This window comes from Bacillus sp. JJ1764 (assembly GCF_036962145.1).
Classification (GTDB): Bacteria; Bacillota; Bacilli; order Bacillales; family Cytobacillaceae; genus Neobacillus.
On sequence record NZ_JBALNY010000097.1, the window covers coordinates 202 to 23,483 of the forward strand.

At 37.7% G+C, this 23,282-nt stretch carries 33 protein-coding genes; 1 reads left to right on the forward strand and 32 read right to left on the reverse strand.

Annotated features, from left to right (window positions below; translation table 11 throughout):
• Positions 1–643 precede the first annotated feature (643 nt).
• From V7083_RS14000 to V7083_RS14030, 7 genes are all read right to left on the reverse strand, one after another.
• Positions 644–1,051 carry a polysaccharide biosynthesis C-terminal domain-containing protein gene (locus tag V7083_RS14000; protein WP_335478766.1) on the reverse strand — a complete coding sequence of 136 codons (408 nt, stop codon included), beginning with the start codon at positions 1,049–1,051 and terminating at the stop codon, positions 644–646.
• Positions 1,052–1,204: 153 nt separating this feature from the next.
• Positions 1,205–2,170: an NAD-dependent epimerase/dehydratase family protein gene (locus V7083_RS14005; protein ID WP_335478769.1), complete on the reverse strand. Its 966-nt coding sequence runs from the start codon at positions 2,168–2,170 to the stop codon at positions 1,205–1,207.
• 125 nt (positions 2,171–2,295) lie between these two features.
• Entirely contained in the window at positions 2,296–4,173 is a 1,878-nt protein-coding gene (locus V7083_RS14010; RefSeq protein ID WP_335478772.1) for a glycosyltransferase, read from the reverse strand.
• A 70-nt stretch (positions 4,174–4,243) separates the two neighbouring features.
• Positions 4,244–5,497, reverse strand: coding sequence for a UDP-glucose dehydrogenase family protein (locus V7083_RS14015; protein ID WP_335478775.1), 1,254 nt, complete (start codon positions 5,495–5,497; stop codon positions 4,244–4,246).
• Positions 5,494–6,591 (reverse strand): NAD-dependent epimerase/dehydratase family protein, encoded by a 1,098-nt coding sequence (locus V7083_RS14020; protein WP_335478777.1) that lies wholly within the window; start codon positions 6,589–6,591, stop codon positions 5,494–5,496. The genes V7083_RS14015 and V7083_RS14020 overlap by 4 nt, the downstream gene beginning before the upstream one ends.
• A 21-nt stretch (positions 6,592–6,612) precedes the next feature.
• On the reverse strand, positions 6,613–7,392 hold the full coding sequence (gene rfbF / locus V7083_RS14025) for a glucose-1-phosphate cytidylyltransferase (RefSeq protein ID WP_335478779.1): 780 nt from the start codon (positions 7,390–7,392) through the stop codon (positions 6,613–6,615).
• A gap of 504 nt (positions 7,393–7,896) precedes the next feature.
• Entirely contained in the window at positions 7,897–8,424 is a 528-nt protein-coding gene (locus tag V7083_RS14030; RefSeq protein WP_335478781.1) for an AAA family ATPase, read from the reverse strand.
• Between the two features lie 422 nt (positions 8,425–8,846).
• On the opposite strand from V7083_RS14030, the gene V7083_RS14035 reads away from it, so the two are divergent.
• Positions 8,847–9,032: a tyrosine-type recombinase/integrase gene (locus tag V7083_RS14035; RefSeq protein ID WP_335478908.1), complete on the forward strand. Its 186-nt coding sequence runs from the start codon at positions 8,847–8,849 to the stop codon at positions 9,030–9,032.
• A 120-nt stretch (positions 9,033–9,152) separates the two neighbouring features.
• On the opposite strand, the gene rpsI is transcribed toward V7083_RS14035, so the two are convergent.
• From rpsI to rpsQ, 25 genes are all read right to left on the reverse strand, one after another.
• The gene (gene rpsI / locus V7083_RS14040; protein WP_335478783.1) at positions 9,153–9,545 is read right to left on the reverse strand and encodes a 30S ribosomal protein S9; all 393 of its coding nucleotides are present in this window, start codon (positions 9,543–9,545) and stop codon (positions 9,153–9,155) included.
• A 20-nt stretch (positions 9,546–9,565) separates the two neighbouring features.
• Entirely contained in the window at positions 9,566–10,003 is a 438-nt protein-coding gene (rplM, locus tag V7083_RS14045; RefSeq protein ID WP_335478785.1) for a 50S ribosomal protein L13, read from the reverse strand.
• Between the two features lie 247 nt (positions 10,004–10,250).
• Positions 10,251–10,988, reverse strand: a complete 738-nt coding sequence (truA, locus tag V7083_RS14050) for a tRNA pseudouridine(38-40) synthase TruA (RefSeq protein WP_335478788.1) — start codon at positions 10,986–10,988, stop codon at positions 10,251–10,253.
• A gap of 12 nt (positions 10,989–11,000) precedes the next feature.
• On the reverse strand, positions 11,001–11,798 hold the full coding sequence (locus V7083_RS14055) for an energy-coupling factor transporter transmembrane component T family protein (RefSeq protein ID WP_335478790.1): 798 nt from the start codon (positions 11,796–11,798) through the stop codon (positions 11,001–11,003).
• On the reverse strand, positions 11,795–12,664 hold the full coding sequence (locus V7083_RS14060; RefSeq protein WP_335478792.1) for an energy-coupling factor ABC transporter ATP-binding protein: 870 nt from the start codon (positions 12,662–12,664) through the stop codon (positions 11,795–11,797). Before V7083_RS14060 ends, V7083_RS14055 begins: the two co-directional genes overlap by 4 nt.
• The gene (locus V7083_RS14065; protein WP_335478794.1) at positions 12,640–13,479 is read right to left on the reverse strand and encodes an energy-coupling factor ABC transporter ATP-binding protein; all 840 of its coding nucleotides are present in this window, start codon (positions 13,477–13,479) and stop codon (positions 12,640–12,642) included. Before V7083_RS14065 ends, V7083_RS14060 begins: the two co-directional genes overlap by 25 nt.
• Before the next feature lie 392 nt (positions 13,480–13,871).
• On the reverse strand, positions 13,872–14,234 hold the full coding sequence (gene rplQ, locus V7083_RS14070; RefSeq protein ID WP_335478796.1) for a 50S ribosomal protein L17: 363 nt from the start codon (positions 14,232–14,234) through the stop codon (positions 13,872–13,874).
• A 51-nt stretch (positions 14,235–14,285) separates the two neighbouring features.
• Positions 14,286–15,230, reverse strand: coding sequence for a DNA-directed RNA polymerase subunit alpha (locus V7083_RS14075; protein WP_335478910.1), 945 nt, complete (start codon positions 15,228–15,230; stop codon positions 14,286–14,288).
• 170 nt (positions 15,231–15,400) lie between these two features.
• The gene (gene rpsK, locus V7083_RS14080; protein ID WP_191275926.1) at positions 15,401–15,790 is read right to left on the reverse strand and encodes a 30S ribosomal protein S11; all 390 of its coding nucleotides are present in this window, start codon (positions 15,788–15,790) and stop codon (positions 15,401–15,403) included.
• A 22-nt stretch (positions 15,791–15,812) separates the two neighbouring features.
• Positions 15,813–16,178 (reverse strand): 30S ribosomal protein S13, encoded by a 366-nt coding sequence (gene rpsM / locus V7083_RS14085; RefSeq protein WP_335478799.1) that lies wholly within the window; start codon positions 16,176–16,178, stop codon positions 15,813–15,815.
• A gap of 24 nt (positions 16,179–16,202) precedes the next feature.
• Complete coding sequence (gene rpmJ, locus V7083_RS14090) at positions 16,203–16,316, reverse strand: 50S ribosomal protein L36 (RefSeq protein ID WP_000868344.1); 114 nt, start codon at positions 16,314–16,316, stop codon at positions 16,203–16,205.
• Positions 16,317–16,352: 36 nt separating this feature from the next.
• A complete protein-coding gene (gene infA / locus V7083_RS14095) occupies positions 16,353–16,571 on the reverse strand; it encodes a translation initiation factor IF-1 (protein ID WP_007085268.1) in 219 nt (72 codons plus the stop codon).
• Positions 16,572–16,891: 320 nt separating this feature from the next.
• Positions 16,892–17,542, reverse strand: a complete 651-nt coding sequence (locus V7083_RS14100; RefSeq protein ID WP_335478801.1) for an adenylate kinase — start codon at positions 17,540–17,542, stop codon at positions 16,892–16,894.
• Positions 17,543–17,598: 56 nt separating this feature from the next.
• Complete coding sequence (gene secY / locus V7083_RS14105; protein WP_335478803.1) at positions 17,599–18,894, reverse strand: preprotein translocase subunit SecY; 1,296 nt, start codon at positions 18,892–18,894, stop codon at positions 17,599–17,601.
• Positions 18,894–19,334, reverse strand: coding sequence for a 50S ribosomal protein L15 (gene rplO / locus V7083_RS14110; RefSeq protein WP_335478805.1), 441 nt, complete (start codon positions 19,332–19,334; stop codon positions 18,894–18,896). Before rplO ends, secY begins: the two co-directional genes overlap by 1 nt.
• A gap of 32 nt (positions 19,335–19,366) precedes the next feature.
• Complete coding sequence (gene rpmD / locus V7083_RS14115) at positions 19,367–19,549, reverse strand: 50S ribosomal protein L30 (protein WP_335478807.1); 183 nt, start codon at positions 19,547–19,549, stop codon at positions 19,367–19,369.
• Positions 19,550–19,562: 13 nt separating this feature from the next.
• A complete protein-coding gene (rpsE, locus tag V7083_RS14120) occupies positions 19,563–20,063 on the reverse strand; it encodes a 30S ribosomal protein S5 (RefSeq protein WP_335478809.1) in 501 nt (166 codons plus the stop codon).
• Between the two features lie 24 nt (positions 20,064–20,087).
• Positions 20,088–20,450: a 50S ribosomal protein L18 gene (gene rplR / locus V7083_RS14125; protein ID WP_335478811.1), complete on the reverse strand. Its 363-nt coding sequence runs from the start codon at positions 20,448–20,450 to the stop codon at positions 20,088–20,090.
• Positions 20,451–20,482: 32 nt separating this feature from the next.
• Entirely contained in the window at positions 20,483–21,019 is a 537-nt protein-coding gene (rplF, locus tag V7083_RS14130; protein ID WP_335478813.1) for a 50S ribosomal protein L6, read from the reverse strand.
• Between the two features lie 31 nt (positions 21,020–21,050).
• Entirely contained in the window at positions 21,051–21,449 is a 399-nt protein-coding gene (gene rpsH, locus V7083_RS14135; RefSeq protein WP_335478815.1) for a 30S ribosomal protein S8, read from the reverse strand.
• A gap of 29 nt (positions 21,450–21,478) precedes the next feature.
• Entirely contained in the window at positions 21,479–21,664 is a 186-nt protein-coding gene (gene rpsN / locus V7083_RS14140; protein ID WP_066366377.1) for a 30S ribosomal protein S14, read from the reverse strand.
• A gap of 24 nt (positions 21,665–21,688) precedes the next feature.
• Positions 21,689–22,228, reverse strand: coding sequence for a 50S ribosomal protein L5 (gene rplE, locus V7083_RS14145; RefSeq protein ID WP_335478822.1), 540 nt, complete (start codon positions 22,226–22,228; stop codon positions 21,689–21,691).
• 26 nt (positions 22,229–22,254) lie between these two features.
• On the reverse strand, positions 22,255–22,563 hold the full coding sequence (gene rplX, locus V7083_RS14150; RefSeq protein ID WP_335478825.1) for a 50S ribosomal protein L24: 309 nt from the start codon (positions 22,561–22,563) through the stop codon (positions 22,255–22,257).
• A gap of 34 nt (positions 22,564–22,597) precedes the next feature.
• Entirely contained in the window at positions 22,598–22,966 is a 369-nt protein-coding gene (rplN, locus tag V7083_RS14155; RefSeq protein ID WP_335478827.1) for a 50S ribosomal protein L14, read from the reverse strand.
• A 41-nt stretch (positions 22,967–23,007) separates the two neighbouring features.
• On the reverse strand, positions 23,008–23,271 hold the full coding sequence (rpsQ, locus tag V7083_RS14160) for a 30S ribosomal protein S17 (protein WP_335478829.1): 264 nt from the start codon (positions 23,269–23,271) through the stop codon (positions 23,008–23,010).
• Positions 23,272–23,282 lie beyond the last annotated feature (11 nt).

Sequence of the window (23,282 nt, forward strand, 5' to 3'; positions counted from 1 at the left end):
GTTTCGGCGAGCCTCCTCCGGCGCTTGGCCTGGGGCCCCCCAGAACCGCACTCTCACAGGACTTTGAATGGCTTCCTTTAATCCGCCTACGCACGAAGAAAATGCGAAAGCATTTTCGAGAGTATTCGTGCCTTCGGCTCCAATCAACGGTGCTGTTTAACATAGCTTTTTGAATAAAAGAATAGAAAAAGATACCATAGCCCTAGATCTAATTATCCCTTTAGCAGAAAATTGTTAACGAAGAACATTATGAAGGGCTAATCTACAAGATTTATCACGGTCTTCTGGATCAATAGCATTAAAAACATACGAAAATAACCAAGTTAAAAACCAAACGGCACAAAAATCTCAGAAGTAAATTGAGTTAAAAAAATGTCCATGTGTTCGATTAATTTTCCGTGGTCAAAAGTTATTTTCATAAATACAAAAGACCCTTTCCACATAAGTGAAAAGAGTCTTTTGAAACGTCGATCATTTACGTTTTGAGAACTGTGGCGCACGACGAGCACCTTTAAGACGTATTTTTTACGCTCTTTATATATATATAAGATATGGAAAAACACAGATCAAAACAATACCTCAGAAAGCCTCATTTTAAAGACCTTTTTTGGTATTGTGAAAATAAATAATTTTTATTTCGGTACTATTGTAAGATATCCATCGGGAATGTGTCTGTATCCAGTTCATTATATTCTTTCGAAGATATGGCAAGCATTATTAACTGCTGAGCCTCTTCATTCTTAAAGGCGTGGACTACCTGTGGCGGTACTTTTAAAACCACATTATCTTCCGCCGAAATATAGAGTTCTTTTAAAATTCCTGTATCCAAATTCTTTAGGGCAACTTTTGCCTTTCCACTAACGACCACAAAATACTCTAACGTTTTCTTATGGTAATGATTTCCTCTAACGCTCCCCTTTTCGGAATATAACAAGTAAACCTCTTCTATTTTTTCATTTTCCTTAAGCTGACTCTTCATTAAAATTTTTTTGAGACTTCCTCGCTTATCCTCAAAAGGTTTTATAGGAATTAATTCATACCCTTTTTCCATCACCATACTCCCTCTCCGCTATAGATTCAAAAAAGAGGTTAAACTACTAGTAATATACTGTATACCTTCCGCTTCAAATAAAACACAATCGTCAACAAAGACATTAGTTTCATGCAAGATTTTAGTCCATTGTTAGCATTTACCACCTTCTCTTTATCTCCTTGTTCCGATAAATTTCTCTTTATTTGCCTGATACCAGTTAATTGTTCTTTTGATTCCCTTCTCGAGGCTTACCTTAGGCTGCCAATTTAAAAGGCTCTTAATTTTAGTTGTATCAGGCTGTTGTCTCCAAACTTCATTTGTTCTATAAGGCAATGCTCCATAGTTTGGTTGGTTCTTTAGTCCCACCTCTTTGTAAATAATGTCTACAAAATGCTTTAATTTGAAAATTTCACCACTACCAATATTGAATATCTCATTTTTAATATCTTCGTTTTTGGCGGCCAAAACAAATCCATCCATGATATTTTCTATATAACAATAATCCCGGTATTGTTCACAAGGTGTTAAATTCACTTCTTTGCCTTCTAAAATCGATAGAATAATATAGGGAAAGAATTTATGACTTCCTTCCTTTTCACCAAATATCCCAAAAGGTCTTAAAGTTACAAGATTTATGTTGTTTTCAGCCGCAATTTGGTGTGCAATGATCGAGGCTGATGCTTTTGTACTTCCGTAAATACTATCAGGTTTTAAACAAGAATTCTCCTGAATAATCTCGGTTTTATCCCCGTACTCCATACATGTGCCAACATTAATAAACTTCTTGCACCCTATATCTTTAACAGAATTCAGCAAATTCATTGTCCCAATGATATTTGTGCTAGCTGCAATATGATAATCCTTTTGCCTTGAATCTACTCCATAAGCACCAACATGAAAAATAAAATCGGGTTTAATTTGTTTAACACACTTATCAATTGATAAAGTATCTCTTAAATCCACTAGGTGAATATCGATATCTTTTTTTAATTCTTCAATTCTCCATAAATCAGATGATTCTCTAACTATTACTGATACAAGAGCTTTCTCTTGTACCATTCTTTGGACTACATGAGATCCAATAAATCCATTCGCCCCTGTAATCAGAACCCTCTGATTATTAAAGTGATTTTCCACAATAACCTCTCCCGCTTAAAGATAAGCTTACTATTTATATCCCTCAAAATGTTTATTAAAGATCTTGACCAAGATCGAGGCAATGACAAAATTAATCATCTTTTTCTTAAAAGTCGGAATTTCAGTTATTCGGCATGAAAATAGTTTAAAGCTTTATTTCGTGAATAATTGTTTTTTTCATCCTCATAAGACTGCCCATTTAGCGACTTTATGACATCCATTTCTTCTCTAACAGCTTTAACATACGGCAAATAAATGGCATTTATCATATTTTCACTTAGGACATTCGTTTTACAAAAATCAAATTCTACATGATTCTTGATGACAAACCCGTTGTAATGAAATGCTATCAGTTTATCGCTGTTGTGAAATAGTTCATTATCTTTAATAGTGAATAGGCTTTCTTTTGCGTTCCAGGGACCCGCAGTCCTATCAGGGTTCTCTATAACTTTAACGGATGGAAAACTTTGAACCCATTGATCCAAATATTTTTGATCCGCCCAGTACCCATCCTCAACTTTATCAAAACACCATTTTACACAATCTTTCCTCCATTTAAAAAGACATTCAAACGAGATTTCATTCCTCTGAAATCCTATAAGTCCAGCATCATAAGCCCCATAGTTTTTTTCATCTTCAGCGGAAGCCCTACGTGGAACTATAAAAACGGGGTGCTGTTGATTCAACTCATTAAATAAATTTTTGACATCCCTGAAAAAGTACATATCGGCGTCTGTATAGATAACAGAATTTATATTATAGTTATTTTTTAATACATATGAAATAAATGAAGCTTTTAAGGTTCGGCAATACTCATCGAAACTTCTGCTATCTTTAATACTTAATAACTCCTTGCCCTCAATATTTTTTAAGGTAATGAGAACGACATGATCCAAATCCATTTTATTTAGTAGGGAATAGGTGCTATCATCTAGACAACAAATCCAAAGTCGAAAATTCGATGTATTCTTTTTGAGGGAACGATAAAGTGCTAAACCTTGCGCCAGGTGTTTTTGGCTTATTATCGTACAGATGTTATATATTTCCTCAGTGGACAGGTTAACTTGAAGGTTAAAGTAATTTCTTACATGGTAGTCTTTGCTGTTTTTTTCGATATTAAAGTTACTTTCGACAGCTTTAATCTTATCCATTATTTCATTGCAAGCATTTAAATAGGGAATATAAAGATGTTTAATCACCTCATCCCTTTGATTCATTACATAGTTGCATATATCAAACACATTGCCATCATAATATTTGAATCCGTAATAATGGAAAAATACAACTTTTTCATTGTCGATATAAATATCATTACCTGAATGAATGACTGAACTTTCTTTGAACCGATAATTTATGATATAAGGAGTAAGATTAACTCCTATATTTTCAATTATTCCTACATTTTTAAATCTTTTCGTCCAATCATTTGCATATACTTGATCACTCCAAAGTCCATTTTCCCACTTATCAAAACACCATTCTATCAACTTCTGTCTAAACCATTGGAGACACTCGAGTGCATGATCATCTCTTTTGAAGCCCATATAACCCGTATTAAAGACACCGTTAGTATCACCCAAGAATTTATGTTCTTCACGCCATTTTTCCTCAGTCAGCGTAATAGAGTAGTCTCCCCATTCGGTAAAGATAGGTTCGGGATCGGAGAGAAACAAAGTATCACCATCTAGCCATACAATATGATTAATTTCGGAAAACTGGTTAAATAAAAACAGACATATTGATGCCTTAGATGTCCAGATATACTCCTTGTCATTTCGGGAGTTCTTTACGGAAAGTAAGATCTTGTCTTCCTTTTCAATTTCCTCCATGCTTATGATCGTTGCATGAGCTAGGTTCATTTTCTCGAATATATTTTTTGCCTCTTCATGTAGGCAAATCATAAAAAATTCAAAGTCTTTATCATGTTTTTCTAGAGAATTGTATAATAATAAACCTTTATAAGCATAATCTTTACTAAACGTTGAACAATAATAGTGTTTCAACTGCCCAAACTCCTTCCAAATTAAATTTTCCTTAAATACGGGTAATTAAGCAGTTTTCCCTAATAGTTGTTTAATCATATATATAACGATAATCAAAAACCTTCTTCTTTTTTATTGATTCTTGATTTAGTAAAAATTCATCCCAAGCTGTTAAAATAACAACATGATTGACTTTCGCAAGTAATGATTTTAAGTCAGAAGAATATTCAATTGGAAGGCTATATGCCTCTTTAAACTCTTCAATAGCCATCGGGTCATAAGCGATAATATTTTTATATCCTTTTTGTAATAAGCCATCAATAATTGATTTTGCTGGTGTATCCCTTATGTCATTTGAATTTGGCTTAAATGCTAAACCGAGAATTCCTATAGGCTCTTTCTCCGTTACTTTTCCTGCTACATCATTAACAACAAATTCTTTCATTGTTTCATTTACCTTTAAGGTTCCTTTTAATAGTTCTGGTGAGTAGGAGTTTTTTAATGCCTGATTAACTAATGCCTTCGTATCCTTTGGAAGACAATACCCTCCAAAACCACAACCTGGATAAACATAAGACGTCATATTGGATGGCGCACCAAACCATCTTTTATCAAGGTGCAAAACTTGAAAAGATTTTTTTATATCTATATCTCCTATATACTTAGCGATTAATGACTGTTCGTTCGCAAAACTAATAAGAGTCGCTAGTAAAGTATTAGATAAATACTTAATAAATTCTGCCGTATTTAAACTAACCCTGTAGATTGGGACGTGAAATGACTGATAAATACTTTCCACGTACTGTCCGCTCTTATCTTCTTCCTGACCAATAACAATACGATCTGGATTCATAAAATCTTCCCAAGCATAACCTTCTCTTAAAAATTCAGGATTATTGGTTAAGCCAATATCAACACCGACCTTAAAACCTAGATTTTCTATATATGGTTTAATCCTTTCACTTGTTGTAGATGGAGGAATAGTCGATTTTAGGACTAACACCTTAAAATTCGGCTTTTTTATACATGCAGTTATACTTTTAATAGCATCGAAAATATAACCTAAATGTGCACTTCCATCTGTTTTACTTGGGGTTCCTACACAAAGAAAGATCACTTCACTTTTGTCAACAGCTTCCTGTAAATCCTCTACAATCTTAAATCCTATATTTAAATGCTGATTTAATTTCTCATTAAGATAAGGTTCATAAAAAGGAATATTCCCTTTTGTTAACATCTCTTTTTTCTTTTGATCAATATCATAGCCATAAACACTATATCCTTTATCGCTAAAGCCTAAAGCTGTTGTCAATCCAACAAAACCAAGGCCGATAACAGTAATCAATGAATGTCCCCTCTTTCTTTTAAAAAGGTTAGAAAGCGATGCACACCTTCAACGACTGAAATGGAAGGAGAAAAATGTAAAAGTTTTCTGGCCTTTGCAATGTTAGGGCATCTTCTTAAAGGATTATGTGTTAAATAACTTTTTTCCTCCGATTCCTTAAATTCTATCGATTGATTGAAATTAAAAATAGCTGATCCTGCATCCTTATAAATGCGGGCCAATTCTTTAATTGAAATTTCGGGCTTATCAATTCCTATATTAAAGTAGTCAAAGGGTTCATATAGGAGAGCCTTTAAATAACCAGTGATAGCATCTGTCACATAACAAAATGTTCGAGTTGGATTTCCGTCAGAATGCATGATTATTTTTTGATTTTCCATAACTGCCTTTGCAAAATCGGCCGGTACCCGCTTATCATTCAATCTCATTCCAGGTCCGTAATTATTAAATGGTCTGACAATCGAAATTGGCATGTTAAATTTTTCAGCATATAAATAGCAAAGCGTCTCTCCAAACCTTTTTGCCTCGTCATAGCATGCACGTGGTCCTATCATTGCCACATTTCCTCGATAATCCTCGGAAGTCGGGATATACTCTGGATAAGGGTCACCATAAATTTCGCTGCTTGAGAAGAATAAAAATCCTTTAATGTCTTTATCCTTATAAAAATCAAGCAATGCTCTTAATCCCCAAACGTTTGCATCAACGGTTTCCAAGGGGAATTTTCTATAATAGGTCGGTGAGGCAATAGAAGCCATGTGGATAATAAAGTCAACTTCGGCAATTTTAGTTGTGTCAAATAGTGAAAACTCAGTAATATCAAAAGTATATAATTCAATCTTAGGATTTGATTTGTTTATATCTGTAATCCATTTAGGCTTTCCTAGTTTAAAATTGTCAATTCCAATTATCTTTCTAACACCCAATTCATCCGAATACTCAGATAAAAAAGACACTAAATAATAACCTAAAAATCCAGCACAACCCGTCACCAAAATTGACGCATCCTTCAATTTTTCTTTTTCGGACTGTGTAAGACTATTGAAGATATATTGAAGGTCTGTCTGGTAGATCGTACGATTTCCATTTTCCAATTGTATACAGCTCCATTTTTATTAATTCCAAATTTTCCAAGGGGCTTTATTCGAATCCCACATCTCTTGTAAATACTTCTTATCTTTTAACGTGTCCATAGGCTGCCAAAAACCAGTATGTTTAAATGCCATTAATTGACCATCTTTAGCAAGTTTCTCTAGTGGTTCTTTTTCAAATGTTGTTTGATCACCATTGTTTAAATACTGAAATACTTCTGGCTGCAAAACAAAAAATCCAGCATTTATCCAACCGCCATCACCTTTTAGCTTTTCTTGAAAGTTGTCTACTCTTTGATCCGAAGACAAAGACAAAGCCCCAAACCTTCCCTTCGGCTGTGTGGCAGTTACTGTAGCCAATTTTCCATGAGACCGATGAAACTTAACTAATTCTTTTATATCAATATCGCCAACTCCATCTCCATAAGTCAGCATAAAAGGGTTATTCCCAATATAATTTTGGACTCTCTTGATCCTGCCACCTGTCAATGTGTTTAAACCTGTATAAACTAAAGTAACCTTCCATGGTTCAGTAAAATTCTGATGAATCGTACAACTATTTGCATTTTGAAAATCAAAGGTCACGTCTGAATGATTGAGAGTATAGTTTGAGAAGTACTCTTTTATAACATGACTTTTATACCCTAAACAGATAATGAATTCGTTAAAACCATAACTAGAGTACAACTTCATAATGTGCCATAGGATCGGTTTATCACCAATCTCAATCATAGGTTTGGGTATTAAGTGTGTTTCTTCACTGATTCTTGTTCCAAATCCTCCAGCTAAAATTACAACTTTCATGTCTTCCCTCCTTTTAATTACTTTAATAACATATGTACAGACCTTAAAATTGTTCAGGTATAAATACATGTTGAAAGGAAATGGAAAAAAACATCGCTTTTAAAGAACTTTATTAAAGTGATAAAAAATTACAGGTGAAGTTTAATCTTGAATTCAAATCAAATACATTCTTCTTTTTTATGAAACAGAAGACAGTGTTAAAGAATTAGAAGAGAGGTTTATCTAAATTACTATGAAAAACCTTTTACAGTAACAGATGGGTAAAAAGAGCGGATAGAGTGGAAGTTTTAAAGGTCGTAGAGGAATTGAACTTGGTCAAAATGTAGTTATAAAAAAGTTAATACTGGTCTAATAAAATTTCTGACATAGATATTTTGTAAATGAAGCATTTAACGCTCCTTCTAAATCTATGACATGGGAAACTAAGAAAGCACAACCATTGTCATCCCTTTTTTCTGAAACACGTTAACTTTCATCATCATTCAAGCCATTTTAATTTTCTAGTTAAGCAAAGTTAAGGACAAATTGTTCCATATGACTTTTTAAATCATTAATAATATCAACTGGCTGTTTATTCGTGGTGTCATAGAGATAGTTTTTGTTTGCTGAATCTTTTTCAAGTTGGTCAAGTAAAAATAAAGAACCATCTATCAAATAATCGTCTCCTCTTTTATTTAATCGACTAATAAGCGTATCCCTGTTTGCCCTTAATATAACATAATAAATTTTTACATTTAATTCTGAAATTTGATTGTAGAACCACTGCAATGATTCTTCAAAATTCCCATAATCGATTATTACATTAATATTATTTTCAATAGAATTCCGCGTTAAGGAAAGGATATTTTTCCACATTAATTGCTTTTTTTCCAACGTTGGTATCTCTTTTCCCACGAGCATGTTTTTAATTATGTCTCCTTCAATTACTGAGACTTTTTCCATATCTGCAGCAAGTACCTTTGTGACGGTTGATTTACCAACTCCATATGGACCTGATAAGATAAAAATAGAACTATTGGTACTCTTATTCATTTAAATCTCCTTCCGAAATCCTAAGTTATTTTTTTATTATTACGCCAGGTCCTTAATTAACCTGCTTTATTAGTACTGTAAGAAATGGCTCCCATATCACCCACCATTTTTGACCTCAATGGAGCTCACTAGATCCCTTTTATGAAAATCGTTTATTTATAAAATTCGTCCGTAATTGTTATATCGATTTGTTGAACATTTAACTGCAGATCTTATTACATAAAAACACACTCATTTTTTATAAAGAATATGCGTATACTTATCATCCTGTGCTTAAAATATTGAACATTACGGAACCAGTCCTGTTAGTTGGGTTGATCCCGGTAACAGCTAGGGTACCCGTTCCAATCCCCGTTCCTCTTCGATTGCTTATCCAAGTGATATATTGGACAGATTAATTAAAAATACACATTCTGCATCCAATAACAAGTTATGAGTTACGCCACACTCATGCATCACTTTTATTTGTAGATGGAACAGTATTAAAGAGATTTCAGGATCGACTTGGGCATACAGATGTTAAAATGACCATGAACATTTATACACACGTTTCCAACACCTTAGAAGAGCAAACAGCCGCAAAGTTTCACAAGTTCATTGAGCTATAATTGGTGGTCAATCGTGGCCAAAAAATATTCCGCGGTCAAAATGTGGTCAAAAGCTCTTTTCAGGCATAAAAAAAACCCCCAGCCAAATATGACTGAGAGTCTTTGTGAGTTCGCAAAAAATTAACGCTTTGAGAACTGAGGCGCACGACGAGCACCTTTAAGACCGTATTTCTTACGTTCTTTCATACGTGCATCACGAGTTAATAAACCAGCGCGCTTTAATGTTGGACGGTATTCAGGGTCAACTTGAAGTAATGCGCGAGCAATACCGTGGCGGATTGCGCCAGCTTGACCAGTGTAACCACCGCCGCTTACGTTTACAAGAACATCGTAGCTGCCTACAGTTTCAGTAGCTACTAATGGTTGTCTTACAACAACACGTAAAGCTTCAAATGGGATATATTCTTCGATGTCACGACCATTAATGACAATTTTGCCTGTGCCTGGAACTAAGCGCACACGTGCGACAGAGCTCTTACGGCGGCCAGTACCAATATATTGAACTTGTGCCAAGTTAATTTCCTCCCTCTTAATTAACCGCGAAGTTCGTAAACTTCAGGTTTTTGTGCTTGGTGCGCATGCTCTGCACCAGCGTATACGTGTAACTTTTTGAACATTTGACGTCCAAGAGAATTCTTTGGAAGCATGCCTTTAATAGCAAGCTCAATCATTTTCTCAGCATAGTTAGTACGCATTTCAAGAGCCGTTCTTTGCTTTAAACCACCTGGGTGTAAGCTGTGACGGTAGTAGATTTTGTCGTTTAATTTGTTACCAGTTAATTGGATCTTAGAAGCATTAAGAATGATCACATGGTCACCAGTGTCCACATGTGGTGTGTAAGTTGGCTTATGTTTACCACGTAGGATTGATGCAACTTCAGAAGCAAGACGTCCAAGAGTTTTGCCTTCTGCATCAACTACGTACCATTTACGCTCGATATTGTTGGCATTTGCCATAAACGTTGTACGCATGAGTTTACCTCCTAATTAAATCTGTAAAGATATTTTTTTCGCACGGTAATGGGCGAAATCCTGTTTATCCTGTTCCGGGGAATAAACCGATCTGCATTTGTGCGTTTCATTTTTTTACAATCATATATTTTCAATCACGATTAAGACTTTCCGGGGCTTTATCGTGGGATTAAAAACACACACATATAATATAATAAATACTCCTGCCATAATTGTCAAGAAAAATGTTACACCAGGTTAGGTTGTTTTAATAATAAACTTTCCAAAGGTACAATCCATGGGCTGGGGCAGTCTTGCCTGCGTAACCTCGATCCTTTTTTTCTAAGATTTCCAGGATCTCCTCCGGCCTACGATCGCCAGCACCTACTTCTAATAATGTTCCCACTAGAATTCGAACCATATTGTACAAAAAGCCATTTCCGACAAATCGGAGCGTCAAAAGTTTCTTATCCTGTATAAACTCAATGGACTCAATAGTACGGATTTTATCTTCAACCTCTGATTTTGCGGAACAAAAGCTAGTAAAATCATGGGTACCCAGAAAATAACGGCTTGCTTTTTCCATATCTTCGACGTTCAGACGATAAGGATATTGATAGGCCCAATTCCGAAGAAACGGGTCACGCTCTGAAGATAAATTCAGCTGATAGCGATATTCCTTCCCCATTGCTGCAAATCGGGCATGGAAAGAATCCAGAACCCTTTCAACAGAGAGAATAGAGATTTCTTCCGGAAGCAGGGAATTTAAAGCAATCACCCATTTCTCTTCAGGAATTGAAAGTGGGGAATCAAAATGAATGACTTGTCCCTTTGCATGGACTCCTGCATCCGTTCTCCCTGAGGCTGAAACTTTCACTTCAATCCCTTTATGCATTTTTGTTAAAACCGACTCAAGGACCCCCTGGACAGTCCGTCCCTTTGGCTGAACTTGATATCCGTTAAACCCGGTCCCGTCATATGCAATGATTGCTTTGTATCTCTGCATGATTACCCCTCATTAAGTCCGAAATAAAACCAAAAGGATCGTTAAGCCCGCTAATATCACCAATTGGATGGTATCTGCTGCTTTCCAGCTCAGCTGGCGGTATTTAGTACGTCCCTCACCGCCGCGATACCCCCTTGCTTCCATGGCAATTGCCAGTTCTTCAGCACGCTTAAACGAGCTGACAAACAGCGGTATCAATAAAGGAATAACAGCTTTAATTCGTTCCTTGACCGGCCCACTGGCAAATTCGACACCTCTGGCGATTTGTGCCTTCATGATCTTATCGGTTTCCTCCATAAGGGTTGGGATGAAACGTAAGGAAATCGACATCATGAGTGCCATTTCATGAACAGGAAACCGCACCTTTTTTAACGGTTGCAATAGAGTTTCCATGCCATCAGTAATCTCAATTGGCGTAGTGGTTAGCGTCAATAAAGAGGTCATTAGAATCAAGAATAAAAACCTTAATGAGATTAGAATTCCCATCCTAATACCTTCATCGTAGATATGAATAACTCCCCAATGATAGACTAGATGTCCTTCCTTCGTAAAAAACAATTGCAATACGAACGTAAAGATCACCAACCATAAGACAGGCTTTAGTCCTCCAAATAAAAAACGGGCAGGAATTTTTGATAAGGCAAGCATTAAAAATGTATAAATTCCAATAAGTGCATAGGTAATAAAATTATTGGCCAAAAAAATAATGCAAACAAATAAAAATATGACTAATAACTTTGAACGGGGGTCCATTTTATGGATCAGTGAATCCGCTGGAACATATCGTCCAAAAATCATTTTTTCCATCATGATCGGACACCTCCGGCTAAAAACTCTGCTACTGCCGTAGATAGTTCATCAATGGATAGATAAATTTTCCCCAGTTGCCTACCGAGCTTTTCTTCAAGCTTCAGCTGAAACCTTACCACTTCAGGAACATCCAGACCCATCTTCACTAATTCTGTAGGATTGGTGAAAATTTCTTCAGGTGTTCCTTTATTGACAACTTTACCTTGCTGCATAATGACAATTTGATCTGCATACCTGGCAGCATCCTCCATACTGTGGGTAACGAGAATCGTCGAAAGCTGTCTTTCCTTATGGAGCGCGTAAAACATATCCATAATTTCTTTTCGGCCTCGTGGATCCAATCCTGCTGTTGGTTCGTCTAACACTATAATATCTGGTTCCATTGCTAAAACGCCTGCGATCGCAACCCGACGCATTTGCCCACCCGATAGATCAAATGGTGATTTTTCTAAGATCTCTTCACCAAGACCCACTTGTTTTAAAGCTACCCGGGCTCTTTGCTTTGCTTGCGCTTCGGAAACCCCGAAATTCATTGGTCCAAAAATAATATCCTTTTCCACTGTCTCCTCAAACAATTGATGTTCGGGAAACTGAAATACAATCCCCACACGTTGACGGATTGGTTTTAGGTTTTTATTTTTCTGACGCGCCTTGATTTCTTGATCACCAATTTTTACTGTGCCAGACGTTGGTACAAGAAGGGCATTTAAGTGCTGCAATACAGTGGACTTTCCAGATCCGGTATGACCGATTAAAGCAAGATATGTTCCAGAGGGTATATCAATCGATACATCTTGAATCGCCAATCTTTCAAATGGAGTATTGGCTTGATAGCGGTATTCTACATGCGAGAGTGAGATGTCCATAGCTCTGTCACCAACTCTTCCTCGGAAAGATAATGCTTTGATACATGTATGCCATGTTGTCTAAATGCTTTGCTCATTTTTACAGAGAACGGTATATCTAACCCTAGTTGAACCAGTTCTTCATCCATCACAAAAATATCTTCCGGAGTACCTTCACGATAGACTTTACCTTGATTCATAACGATAATTCGATCAGCTTTTGCAGCTTCGTCTAAGTCATGTGTAATAGAAATAACAGTTAATAACTTTTCTTCTTTTAAAAGCCTCACTGTTTCCAACACTTCTTCTCTGCCTCGAGGGTCAAGCATTGAGGTTGCCTCATCTAATATAATAATTTCAGGCCTTAAAGCCAGAACACCTGCAATCGCAACTCGTTGCTTTTGACCGCCGGATAGATGATGGGGCTCTTGATATAGAAATTGATCCATTTTAACTCTTTTTAATGAATCCTCAACTCTTTGGACCATTTCTTCTCTTGGAACCCCAAAGTTTTCTAAACCAAAAGCCACATCATCTTGAACGGTCGTCCCAACAAACTGGTTATCAGGGTTTTGAAATACCATACCAATTTTTCTACGAATATCCCAAATCGAGTTCTCATCCAGCTTGATGCCACAAACTGTAATTTCCCCCTCTTTAGGAAACTGTAGGCCATTCAGCAATTTTGCCATTGTTGATTTTCCTGAACCATTATGACCGACTATGGCAAGCCACTCCCCTTCATGTATATCAAAAGATACCTGATGTAGGGCATAGCGTTCTTGTGTATCATATTGAAAAGAAACCCTATCTAGGGAAACAATTGGCTTTTTCATCACAGCGTTACTCCTCTCTCCAAAAGCAGAAGACACCTTGCTGATCTCTTCTCTTCTCATCTCTGCTCTGCAAAAACATTTAGATACAAAAAAAGCCCGCACCCCGTCCCCAGGCAGCACGTAATCACTGCAATATTAGGGATCTCTGTAAAGAAATCGGGAGGGGGTGCATGAGCTAGACGAGACATGAAAAAGAAATATCCTTATAAAGCATTTCTTTCCGGGAAAGCTATAAAAACTCTCCTTAAGCTCTTTGAAAAAGAGTCATGCTCATCATAACGCTCGTTTTTGGCTTGGTTCGTTTTATATGAAAGTAATTGTAAACAGAAAAAGGGCAGAGAACAAGTTTTGTTACTCAAACTGTCCAGTACCCTTGTTGTCTGTTAAAGATATTAAACTAACTCGATGATAACCATTGGTGCACCATCGCCGCGGCGAGGTCCAAGTTTCATAATACGAGTGTATCCACCTTGACGCTCTTGGTAACGAGTAGCGATATCAGTGAATAGTTTTTGAAGTGCATCTTGGCCATTTTCTGCATTTGCAACTTCATTACGAACATAAGCAGCTGCTTGGCGACGAGCATGAAGGTCACCGCGTTTTCCTAAAGTGATCATTTTTTCAACAGCAACACGAAGTTCTTTCGCGCGAGTTTCTGTTGTTTCAATGCGCTCGTTGATAATTAAATCAGTTGTTAAATCGCGAAGCATAGCTTTACGCTGTGCACTAGTACGTCCTAACTTTCTGTATGCCATGAAGGGTTCCCTCCTTTTTGAAGTCATTAAAAGGATTGTATTAGCTTATTATTAATCGTCTTTACGTAAGCCCAATCCAAGCTCTTCTAGTTTTGCCTTCACTTCTTCAAGTGATTTACGGCCCAAGTTACGTACTTTCATCATATCTTCTTCAGTCTTATTTGCTAATTCCTGAACAGTGTTAATTCCAGCACGTTTTAGACAGTTATAAGAACGAACAGAAAGGTCAAGTTCCTCAATAGTCATCTCAAGGACTTTTTCTTTTTGATCTTCTTCTTTTTCAATCATGATTTCGGCATTTTGAGCTTCATCAGTTAAACCGACAAAGATGTTCAAATGCTCAGTTAAAATTTTAGAACCAAGGGCAATCGCCTCTTTTGGCCCAGTGCTACCATCTGTCCAAACATCGAGTGTCAGCTTATCATAGTTAGTCAACTGACCAACACGAGTGTTTTCTACCTGATAAGATACACGAGAAACCGGCGTATAAATTGAATCAATTGGAATAACACCAATTGGTTGATCTTCACGCTTATTTTGATCAGCAGGTGTATAACCGCGACCACGTCTTGCAGTTAAACGCATACGAAGATGTCCATTTGCCGCCAATGTTGCAATATGAAGATCTGGATTTAAGATCTCGACATCACTATCGTGGGTAATATTACCGGCAGTGATAGGACCTTCACCTTGAACATCAATTTCTAATGTTTTTTCTTCATCAGAATAGATTTTTAGTGCAATCTTTTTGATGTTAAGAATAATGGATGTTACATCCTCTACGACGCCTTCAATTGTTGAGAACTCATGAAGTACCCCGTCTACCTGAATCGAAGTAACAGCGGCACCTGGGAGTGAAGATAATAGGATACGACGTAAGGAGTTACCCAAAGTGGTACCATATCCACGCTCAAGCGGCTCTACGACGAACTTACCGTACTTGGCATCATCGTTAATCTCAACCGTTTCGATTTTTGGTTTTTCTATTTCGATCATCAAATAACCCTCCTTCAAAACGTCGAAACCTCGATTAGTTTACTAATCGAAATTCCCCCATGTATACTTTCCCGTTTTGTGCACAACAACTGGAATGATCTTTCTGTTATGGTCAAAAATTTATATCATATCCCATTATAGACAAATGATACAAATTCTATACAGAAAAATTATACGCGACGACGTTTTGGCGGACGGCATCCGTTATGAGGAACAGGTGTTACATCTTTAATAGCAGTTACTTCTAAACCAGCGGCTTGAAGAGCACGGATGGCAGCCTCACGTCCGGCACCAGGTCCTTTAACTGTTACTTCTAAAGTTTTCATACCATGTTCCATAGATGTTTTAGCAGCTGTTTCAGCAGCCATTTGTGCTGCGAATGGAGTAGATTTACGAGAACCTTTAAATCCAAGCGCACCTGCACTAGACCAAGAAATTGCATTACCATGAACATCAGTGATAGTTACAATCGTATTGTTAAAAGTTGAACGGATATGAGCAATACCAGCTTCAATATTCTTTTTAACACGACGTTTACGTGTATTCGTTTTACGTGCCATTTAAATTAACCTCCTTTGCCGATTACTTCTTCTTGTTCGCTACAGTCTTACGAGGACCTTTGCGAGTACGAGCGTTGTTTTTCGTATTTTGTCCACGAACAGGTAAACCACGACGGTGGCGTAATCCGCGGTAGCAGCCAATTTCCATTAAACGTTTGATGTTTAAAGAAACTTCACGGCGAAGGTCACCTTCAACTTTTAACTTGTCGATGATGTCACGGATTTTATTTAATTCTTCTTCTGTTAAATCACGCACACGAGTATCTTCAGAAACACCGGCTTCTGCTAAGATCTTTTGTGCTGTTTTTTTGCCAATACCAAAAATGTAAGTTAAAGAGATTACTACACGCTTTTCGCGTGGAACATCTACACCAGCAATACGTGCCATTTAAAATGCACACCTCCCTCGAGTTTATCCTTGTTTTTGTTTATGCTTAGGGTTTTCACAGATAACCATGACTTTTCCGCGTCTACGGATAACTTTGCACTTTTCGCAGATCGGTTTAACAGATGGTCTTACTTTCATTATCCTAACCTCCTTAATAGTACGGAGTGCAAGCAATTATTTAAAACGGTAAGTGATTCTTCCGCGTGTTAAGTCATATGGAGAAAGCTCAACAGTCACTTTATCTCCTGGAAGAATTCGAATGAAGTGCATACGAATCTTACCAGATACATGAGCCAGCACAGTATGACCATTTTCTAATTCTACCTTAAACATTGCATTTGGCAAAGTTTCAATTACTTTACCTTCAATTTCAATTACATCATCTTTGGCCATTGGTCTCGTCTCCCTTCTCCGAAATTGATTTATTAGCGTTTATGGAAAACTGTCATGCAAAGCGGGTCTTTCAATGTACGTCTTTATGCAACCTTATAATTTTAACATACTTATTAAGGTTTTGTCCTTAAAAATTTGTAAAAATTATAGATTAGACATAGTTAGTACAATTATTCTCACACTGTAAGTCTTGCCCAACACTACGTCCTACATACTTGCATACAATAGAAAAGCCATTTGCTTCCACATGCTTTTAGATCATAATTGAGATGTTCGAGAGCCGCTCGCCAGGTTTCCCCTGGGGGTGATGCCATTTGTCATTAATGAAGGCCCCCAAGTAATTCTTCAATATCAGCTAATACCTTTTTAATATCCTGCTGACCATCGATATTACGTAAATATCCTTTTGTCTCGTAGAAAGTTAATAATGGCTCTTGTTGTTTGATATTTACATCAAGTCTATTTTGAACTGTTTCTGCATTATCATCTGCACGTTGATAAAGCTCACCGCCACAACGATCGCATACGCCTTCTTTTGCAGGAGGGTTAAATACAAGATGATAAGTAGATCCACAATTCTTGCAGATTCGACGACCGGTCAAACGCTCCATTAAAATACTTTTATCCACATTAATATTAATGACATAATCAATCTTTTTGTTTAAATCAACCAGTAGATTTTCCAATGCTTCTGCTTGAGGTACTGTTCTAGGGAATCCATCTAAAAGGAAGCCCTTTTGACAGTCATCTTTGCTTAACCGTTCACGAACAATGCCAATTGTTACTTCATCAGGAACAAGTTCACCTTTATCCATGAATGATTTAGCTTTTAACCCTAATTCCGTTCCCTCTTTCATAGCTGCACGGAACATATCACCTGTTGAAATATGAGGGATGCCGTATTTATCGACGATTTTTTCAGCCTGGGTACCTTTTCCAGCACCGGGTAGCCCCATTAATACTAAATTCACACGTGTTCCCCCTCGTGCCTTAAATAAGGTTTTAGGGATCTAGTCCCCAAAACCAATTATTTAATAAATCCTTTATAATGACGTTTAACCAATTGTGCTTCAAGCTGCTTGTAAGTTTCCAGTGCAACACCGACAACAATCAGCAAGCTAGTTCCACCAATCTGCGCACTTTGTGGTAAGTTTGCAATTTTAATAAAAATTACTGGCAATACCGCGATAATTGATAAGAAAATGGCACCAACAAAGGTTAAACGGTATAATACGCGCGTTAAATATTCTTGTGTGCTTTTACCAGGACGAATTCCAGGAATATAACCGCTTTGCTTCTGTAGGTTTTCAGCTGCTTGTTCAGGATTAACTTGAATAAACGCATAAAAATAGGTAAAAGCAATAATTAATGCTGCATACAACGTCATCCCAATTGGATGAGAGTAATCAAATACTTTCGTAATCCAAATCGTTACATCATTTGTTGGAAAAAATGATGCAATGGTCCTCGGTGTTACAATAAATGAAACAGCGAAGATAACAGGAATAACACCAGCTGCATTAACCTTTAACGGCATATGAGTGGATTGACCACCAACCGGGTTGCGTCCGGCAACCATACGTTTAGCATATTGAATAGGAATTTTACGAGTAGCCTGTTGGATGAAAATTACGCCAACGACAATAGCGATGACAGCAAGCGCAATTAATACAACAGTTACAATACGTAAGAATAATTGCTCACCAGCATTTTCGAACTGTTGGACATAGATCTGATTTATAGTAGTAGGAATTCCCGCAGCAATACCCGCAAAAATGATAATGGAAATACCATTTCCAACGCCTTTTGAAGTAATCTGCTCACCTAGCCACATTAAAAAAGATGTACCAGCAGTTAATACGACAGCAATTAAAAGATACGTAGTAATTCCAGGGTTTTCAATTAATTGTCCTTGGGCAAGGTTATTAAAACCATAGGACATACCTAACGCCTGAATAAAGCCAAGTACTACAGTGAAATATCGAGTGAATTGGGCAAGTTTACGTCGTCCAGCCTCTCCTTGCTTAGACCATTCCGTAAACTTTGGAACAACATCCATTTGCAGAAGTTGGATAATAATCGATGCCGTGATATATGGCATGATTCCCATAGCAAATATGGAGAATTTCTTCAATGCTCCACCGCCAAATGTATTCAAAACACCGAAAACACTTAGTTTATCTTGTGCTGCAAGAACATCTGCATTTATATTTGGAACTGGAATAAACGTTCCAATACGAAATACAACTAACATTAAAAGGGTGAATATAATCTTGCGTCTTATATCACCCACGCGCATAAAATTGGAGATAGTTTGGAACATTAGATCACCTCAGTAGTTCCGCCGGCAGCTTCGATTGCTTCCTTAGCAGCAGAGGAGAATTTATGAGCTTTAACAGTAAGTTTTTTCTCAACGTTCCCTTTTGCAAGAATCTTAATCCCTGCTCTTTCGTTACTTACAACGCCTGTTTCGATAAGAAGTTCTGGAGTAACTTCAGTACCGTCTTCAAAGCGGTTTAACGTATCAAGGTTCACAACAGCGTATTCTTTACGGTTTACGTTTGTAAATCCGCGTTTAGGTAAACGACGGAATAAAGGTGTTTGACCACCCTCGAAACCGATACGAACACCGCCGCCGGAACGGGCATTTTGTCCTTTATGACCTTTACCCGCAGTTTTCCCTTGACCGGATCCGATACCACGGCCTAAACGTTTACGCTCTTTACGAGAACCCTCGGCAGGTTTTAACTCATGAAGTTTCATATTGGCACCTCCTTATAAAAGAAAACAATTAATTATTGTTCTTTAACTGATACAAGGTGAGCAACTTTATTAATCATACCGCGAATAGCAGCGTTATCCTGATGCTCAACTGTTTGATTCATTTTACGTAAACCTAGCGCTTTAACTGTTTCGCGTTGGTCCTCAGGGCGACCAATTACGCTGCGAGTGAGGGTAATTAAAAGTGTGTTCGCCATTTGATTTCCCTCCTTATCCTAACAGTTCTTCTACTGATTTACCACGTAATTTTGCTACGTCCTCAGCACGTTTTAATTGTTTTAAACCTTCCATTGTTGCGCGAACCATGTTAATTGGAGTATTAGTTCCAAGTGATTTTGAAAGAATATCACCAACTCCAGCTAATTCAAGAACCGCACGAACCGGACCACCAGCGATAACTCCAGTACCTTCAGAAGCAGGCTTTAGAAGAATTTCGCCGGCGCCAAAACGTCCAATTACTTGGTGAGGAACAGTTGTTCCAACCATTGGCACTTCGATTAAGTTTTTCTTTGCATCTTCGATTGCTTTACGAATAGCATCTGGTACCTCTTGAGCTTTACCAGTACCGAATCCGACATGACCGTTTTTATCTCCAACTACTACAAGAGCGGAGAAACGGAAACGACGTCCACCTTTAACAACCTTTGCAACACGGTTAACCGTAACTACGCGTTCTTCTAGTTCAAGCTTGTTTGGATCAATACGACGCATCTTTTTGTGTCCCTCCTTTGTCTATTAAAATTGTAAGCCGTTTTCGCGAGCAGCATCAGCTAGTGCTTGAATACGTCCATGGTATAAGTATCCTCCACGGTCAAAAACAACTGCAGAGATACCTTTTTCTACCGCACGTTTAGCAACTAATTCTCCGACCTTTTGTGCTGCTTCAACGTTGCTTGAAGACTCAAGGTTAAATTCTTTATCAAGTGTAGAAGCACTTGCTAAAGTAACACCTGCTATGTCATCGATTAACTGTGCATAAATATGCTTATTTGAACGAAACACGTTAAGACGTGGACGAGCAGAAGTACCGCTAAGTTTCGCACGAACACGAGCATGTCTTTTACGGCGAGTAGCGTTTTTATCTTGCTTCGTAATCATTTACGTCACTCCTTTCGTTTACCTATGCGGCATTACTTACCTGTTTTACCTTCTTTACGACGTACAAATTCACCTTCGTAGCGAATCCCTTTGCCCTTGTAAGGCTCTGGAGGACGAACTTGGCGAATATTAGCCGCTAATGCACCTACACGTTCTTTATCTGTACCTTTAATAGTGATTTTTGTATTTGCAGGTACTTCGATTTCAAGACCAGCTTCAGGTGTAATTTCTACTGGATGAGAATATCCAACGTTTAATACAAGTTTGCTACCTTGCTTTTGAGCACGGTATCCAACCCCGATTAACTCTAATCTCTTCTCAAAACCTTTGGAAACACCTTCAACCATATTGGAAAGGATCGCACGAGTTGTTCCGTGCAATGCGCGGTGTTCCTTCGCATCAGATGGACGAGTAATTGTTACAACATTCTCTTCAATAGCGATATTGATGTCAGGATTAAAAGAACGAGTTAACTCGCCTTTTGGTCCTTTAACAGTAACTGTGTTGTTATTTAAAGTAATTGTAACCCCTGTTGGGATTTCAATAGGTTTTTTACCTACGCGAGACATTTAGTGCACCTCCATTCATTCGAAAACTCGATTACCAAACGTATGCTAGTACTTCTCCACCAATTTGTTTTGAACGAGCTTCTTTGTCCGTTACAACACCTTGTGAAGTTGATACTAGTGCTACACCAAGACCATTAAGTACCTTAGGTACCTCATTAGATTTAGCGTAAACTCGAAGTCCAGGCTTGCTTATGCGCTTTAATCCAGTTATAACACGTTCGTTATTTGTACCGTACTTCAAGAAGATACGGATAATACCTTGTTTGTTGTCATCGATATATTCAACGTCACGTACGAAACCTTCGCGCTTTAAAATTTCAGCAATTTCTTTTTTGATATTAGAAGCAGGCACTTCTAATTTCTCGTGACGTACCATGTTCGCATTACGAATGCGAGTAAGCATATCAGCAATTGGATCTGTCATGACCATTATTTTTACCTCCTTCCCAGACTTGGGTTTTACCAGCTAGCTTTTTTAACACCAGGAATTTGTCCTTTGTATGCTAATTCACGGAAACAAATACGGCATAACTTAAATTTACGGTATACAGAGTGTGGACGACCACAACGTTCGCAGCGTGTGTACTCTTGCACTTTGAATTTAGGTGTGCGTTTTTGTTTCACAATCATTGACTTTTTAGCCACGTTTTCGCCTCCCTTATTTAGCGATTACTTTTGGAATGGCATTCCAAGTTGAGTTAAAAGTTCACGAGACTCTTCATCAGTATTTGCAGTTGTTACGATAACGATATCCATACCACGAACTTTGCTTACTTTATCGTAATCAATTTCAGGGAAGATTAACTGTTCTTTAATACCTAATGTATAGTTACCGCGACCATCGAAGGCTTTTTTAGATACTCCACGGAAGTCACGTACACGAGGAAGAGAAACTGAAACCAGTTTATCTAGGAATTGGTACATGCGTTCACCACGAAGAGTAACTTTTGCACCAATCGGCATACCTTCACGCAGACGGAAACCAGCGATGGATTTTTTAGCACGAGTAACGACTGGCTTTTGACCAGTGATGATCGTTAATTCTTCAACTGCGTTATCAAGTGCTTTCGCGTTTTGAACAGCGTCACCAACACCCATGTTGATAACGATTTTTTCAACTTTTGGTACTTGCATAACTGATTTATAGTTAAACTTGCTCATAAGAGCAGGAGAAATTTCCTTTGAATACTTTTCTTTTAGGCGGTTCATTTAGTGTACCTCCCTTCTTTTATAAACTATTTATCTAAAACTTCACCGGATTTTGCTACGCGTACTTTTTTGCCATCAACCAATTTATGACCTACACGTGTTGGGTTTCCAGTTTTAGGGTCGATAGGCATAACATTTGATACATGAATTGGAGCCTCAAAGTTGATAATGCCGCCTTGTGGGTTAACCTGAGAAGGTTTAGAGTGTTTTTTAACAATGTTAACACCCTCAACAAGTACACGGCTTTCTTTAGGATAAGCAGCTAGGATCACACCTGTTTTGCCTTTATCCTTACCAGAGATCACTCTGACCTTATCACCTTTTTTAACATGCATCCGTAAGCACCTCCTTAAAGGCAATTAAATTTCATTATAGTACTTCTGGAGCTAGAGAAACGATTTTCATAAAGTTGTTATCGCGAAGTTCGCGAGCAACTGGTCCAAAGATACGAGTTCCACGAGGACTCTTATCTTCTTTAATAATGACACATGCATTCTCATCGAAACGAATATATGAACCGTCTTGACGACGAACACCACTCTTAGTACGAACAACAACTGCTTTTACTACGTCACCTTTTTTAACAACGCCACCTGGTGTTGCTTGTTTCACCGTACAAACAATAATATCGCCGATATTTGCAGTCTTGCGGCCAGAACCACCAAGAACTTTAATTGTTAGTACTTCACGCGCACCAGAGTTGTCAGCAACTTTTAAACGTGATTCTTGTTGAATCATGTGTTTAACCTCCCTTCGGAAATGTTGCGGTATCCGAACAATTAAATAATAACAGCTTTTTCTACTACTTCAACTAAACGGAAGCGCTTTGTAGCTGAAAGCGGACGAGTTTCCATAATACGTACGATATCGCCAGCTTTTGCTGTATTTTGCTCATCATGAGCTTTAAACTTTTTAGAGTACTTAACGCGTTTACCATAAAGCGGGTGCTTTTTGTATGTTTCTACAAGAACGGTGATTGTTTTATCCATTTTGTCAGAAACAACGCGACCAGTGTAAACTTTGCGTTGGTTACGTTCACTCATTTACGTGAACC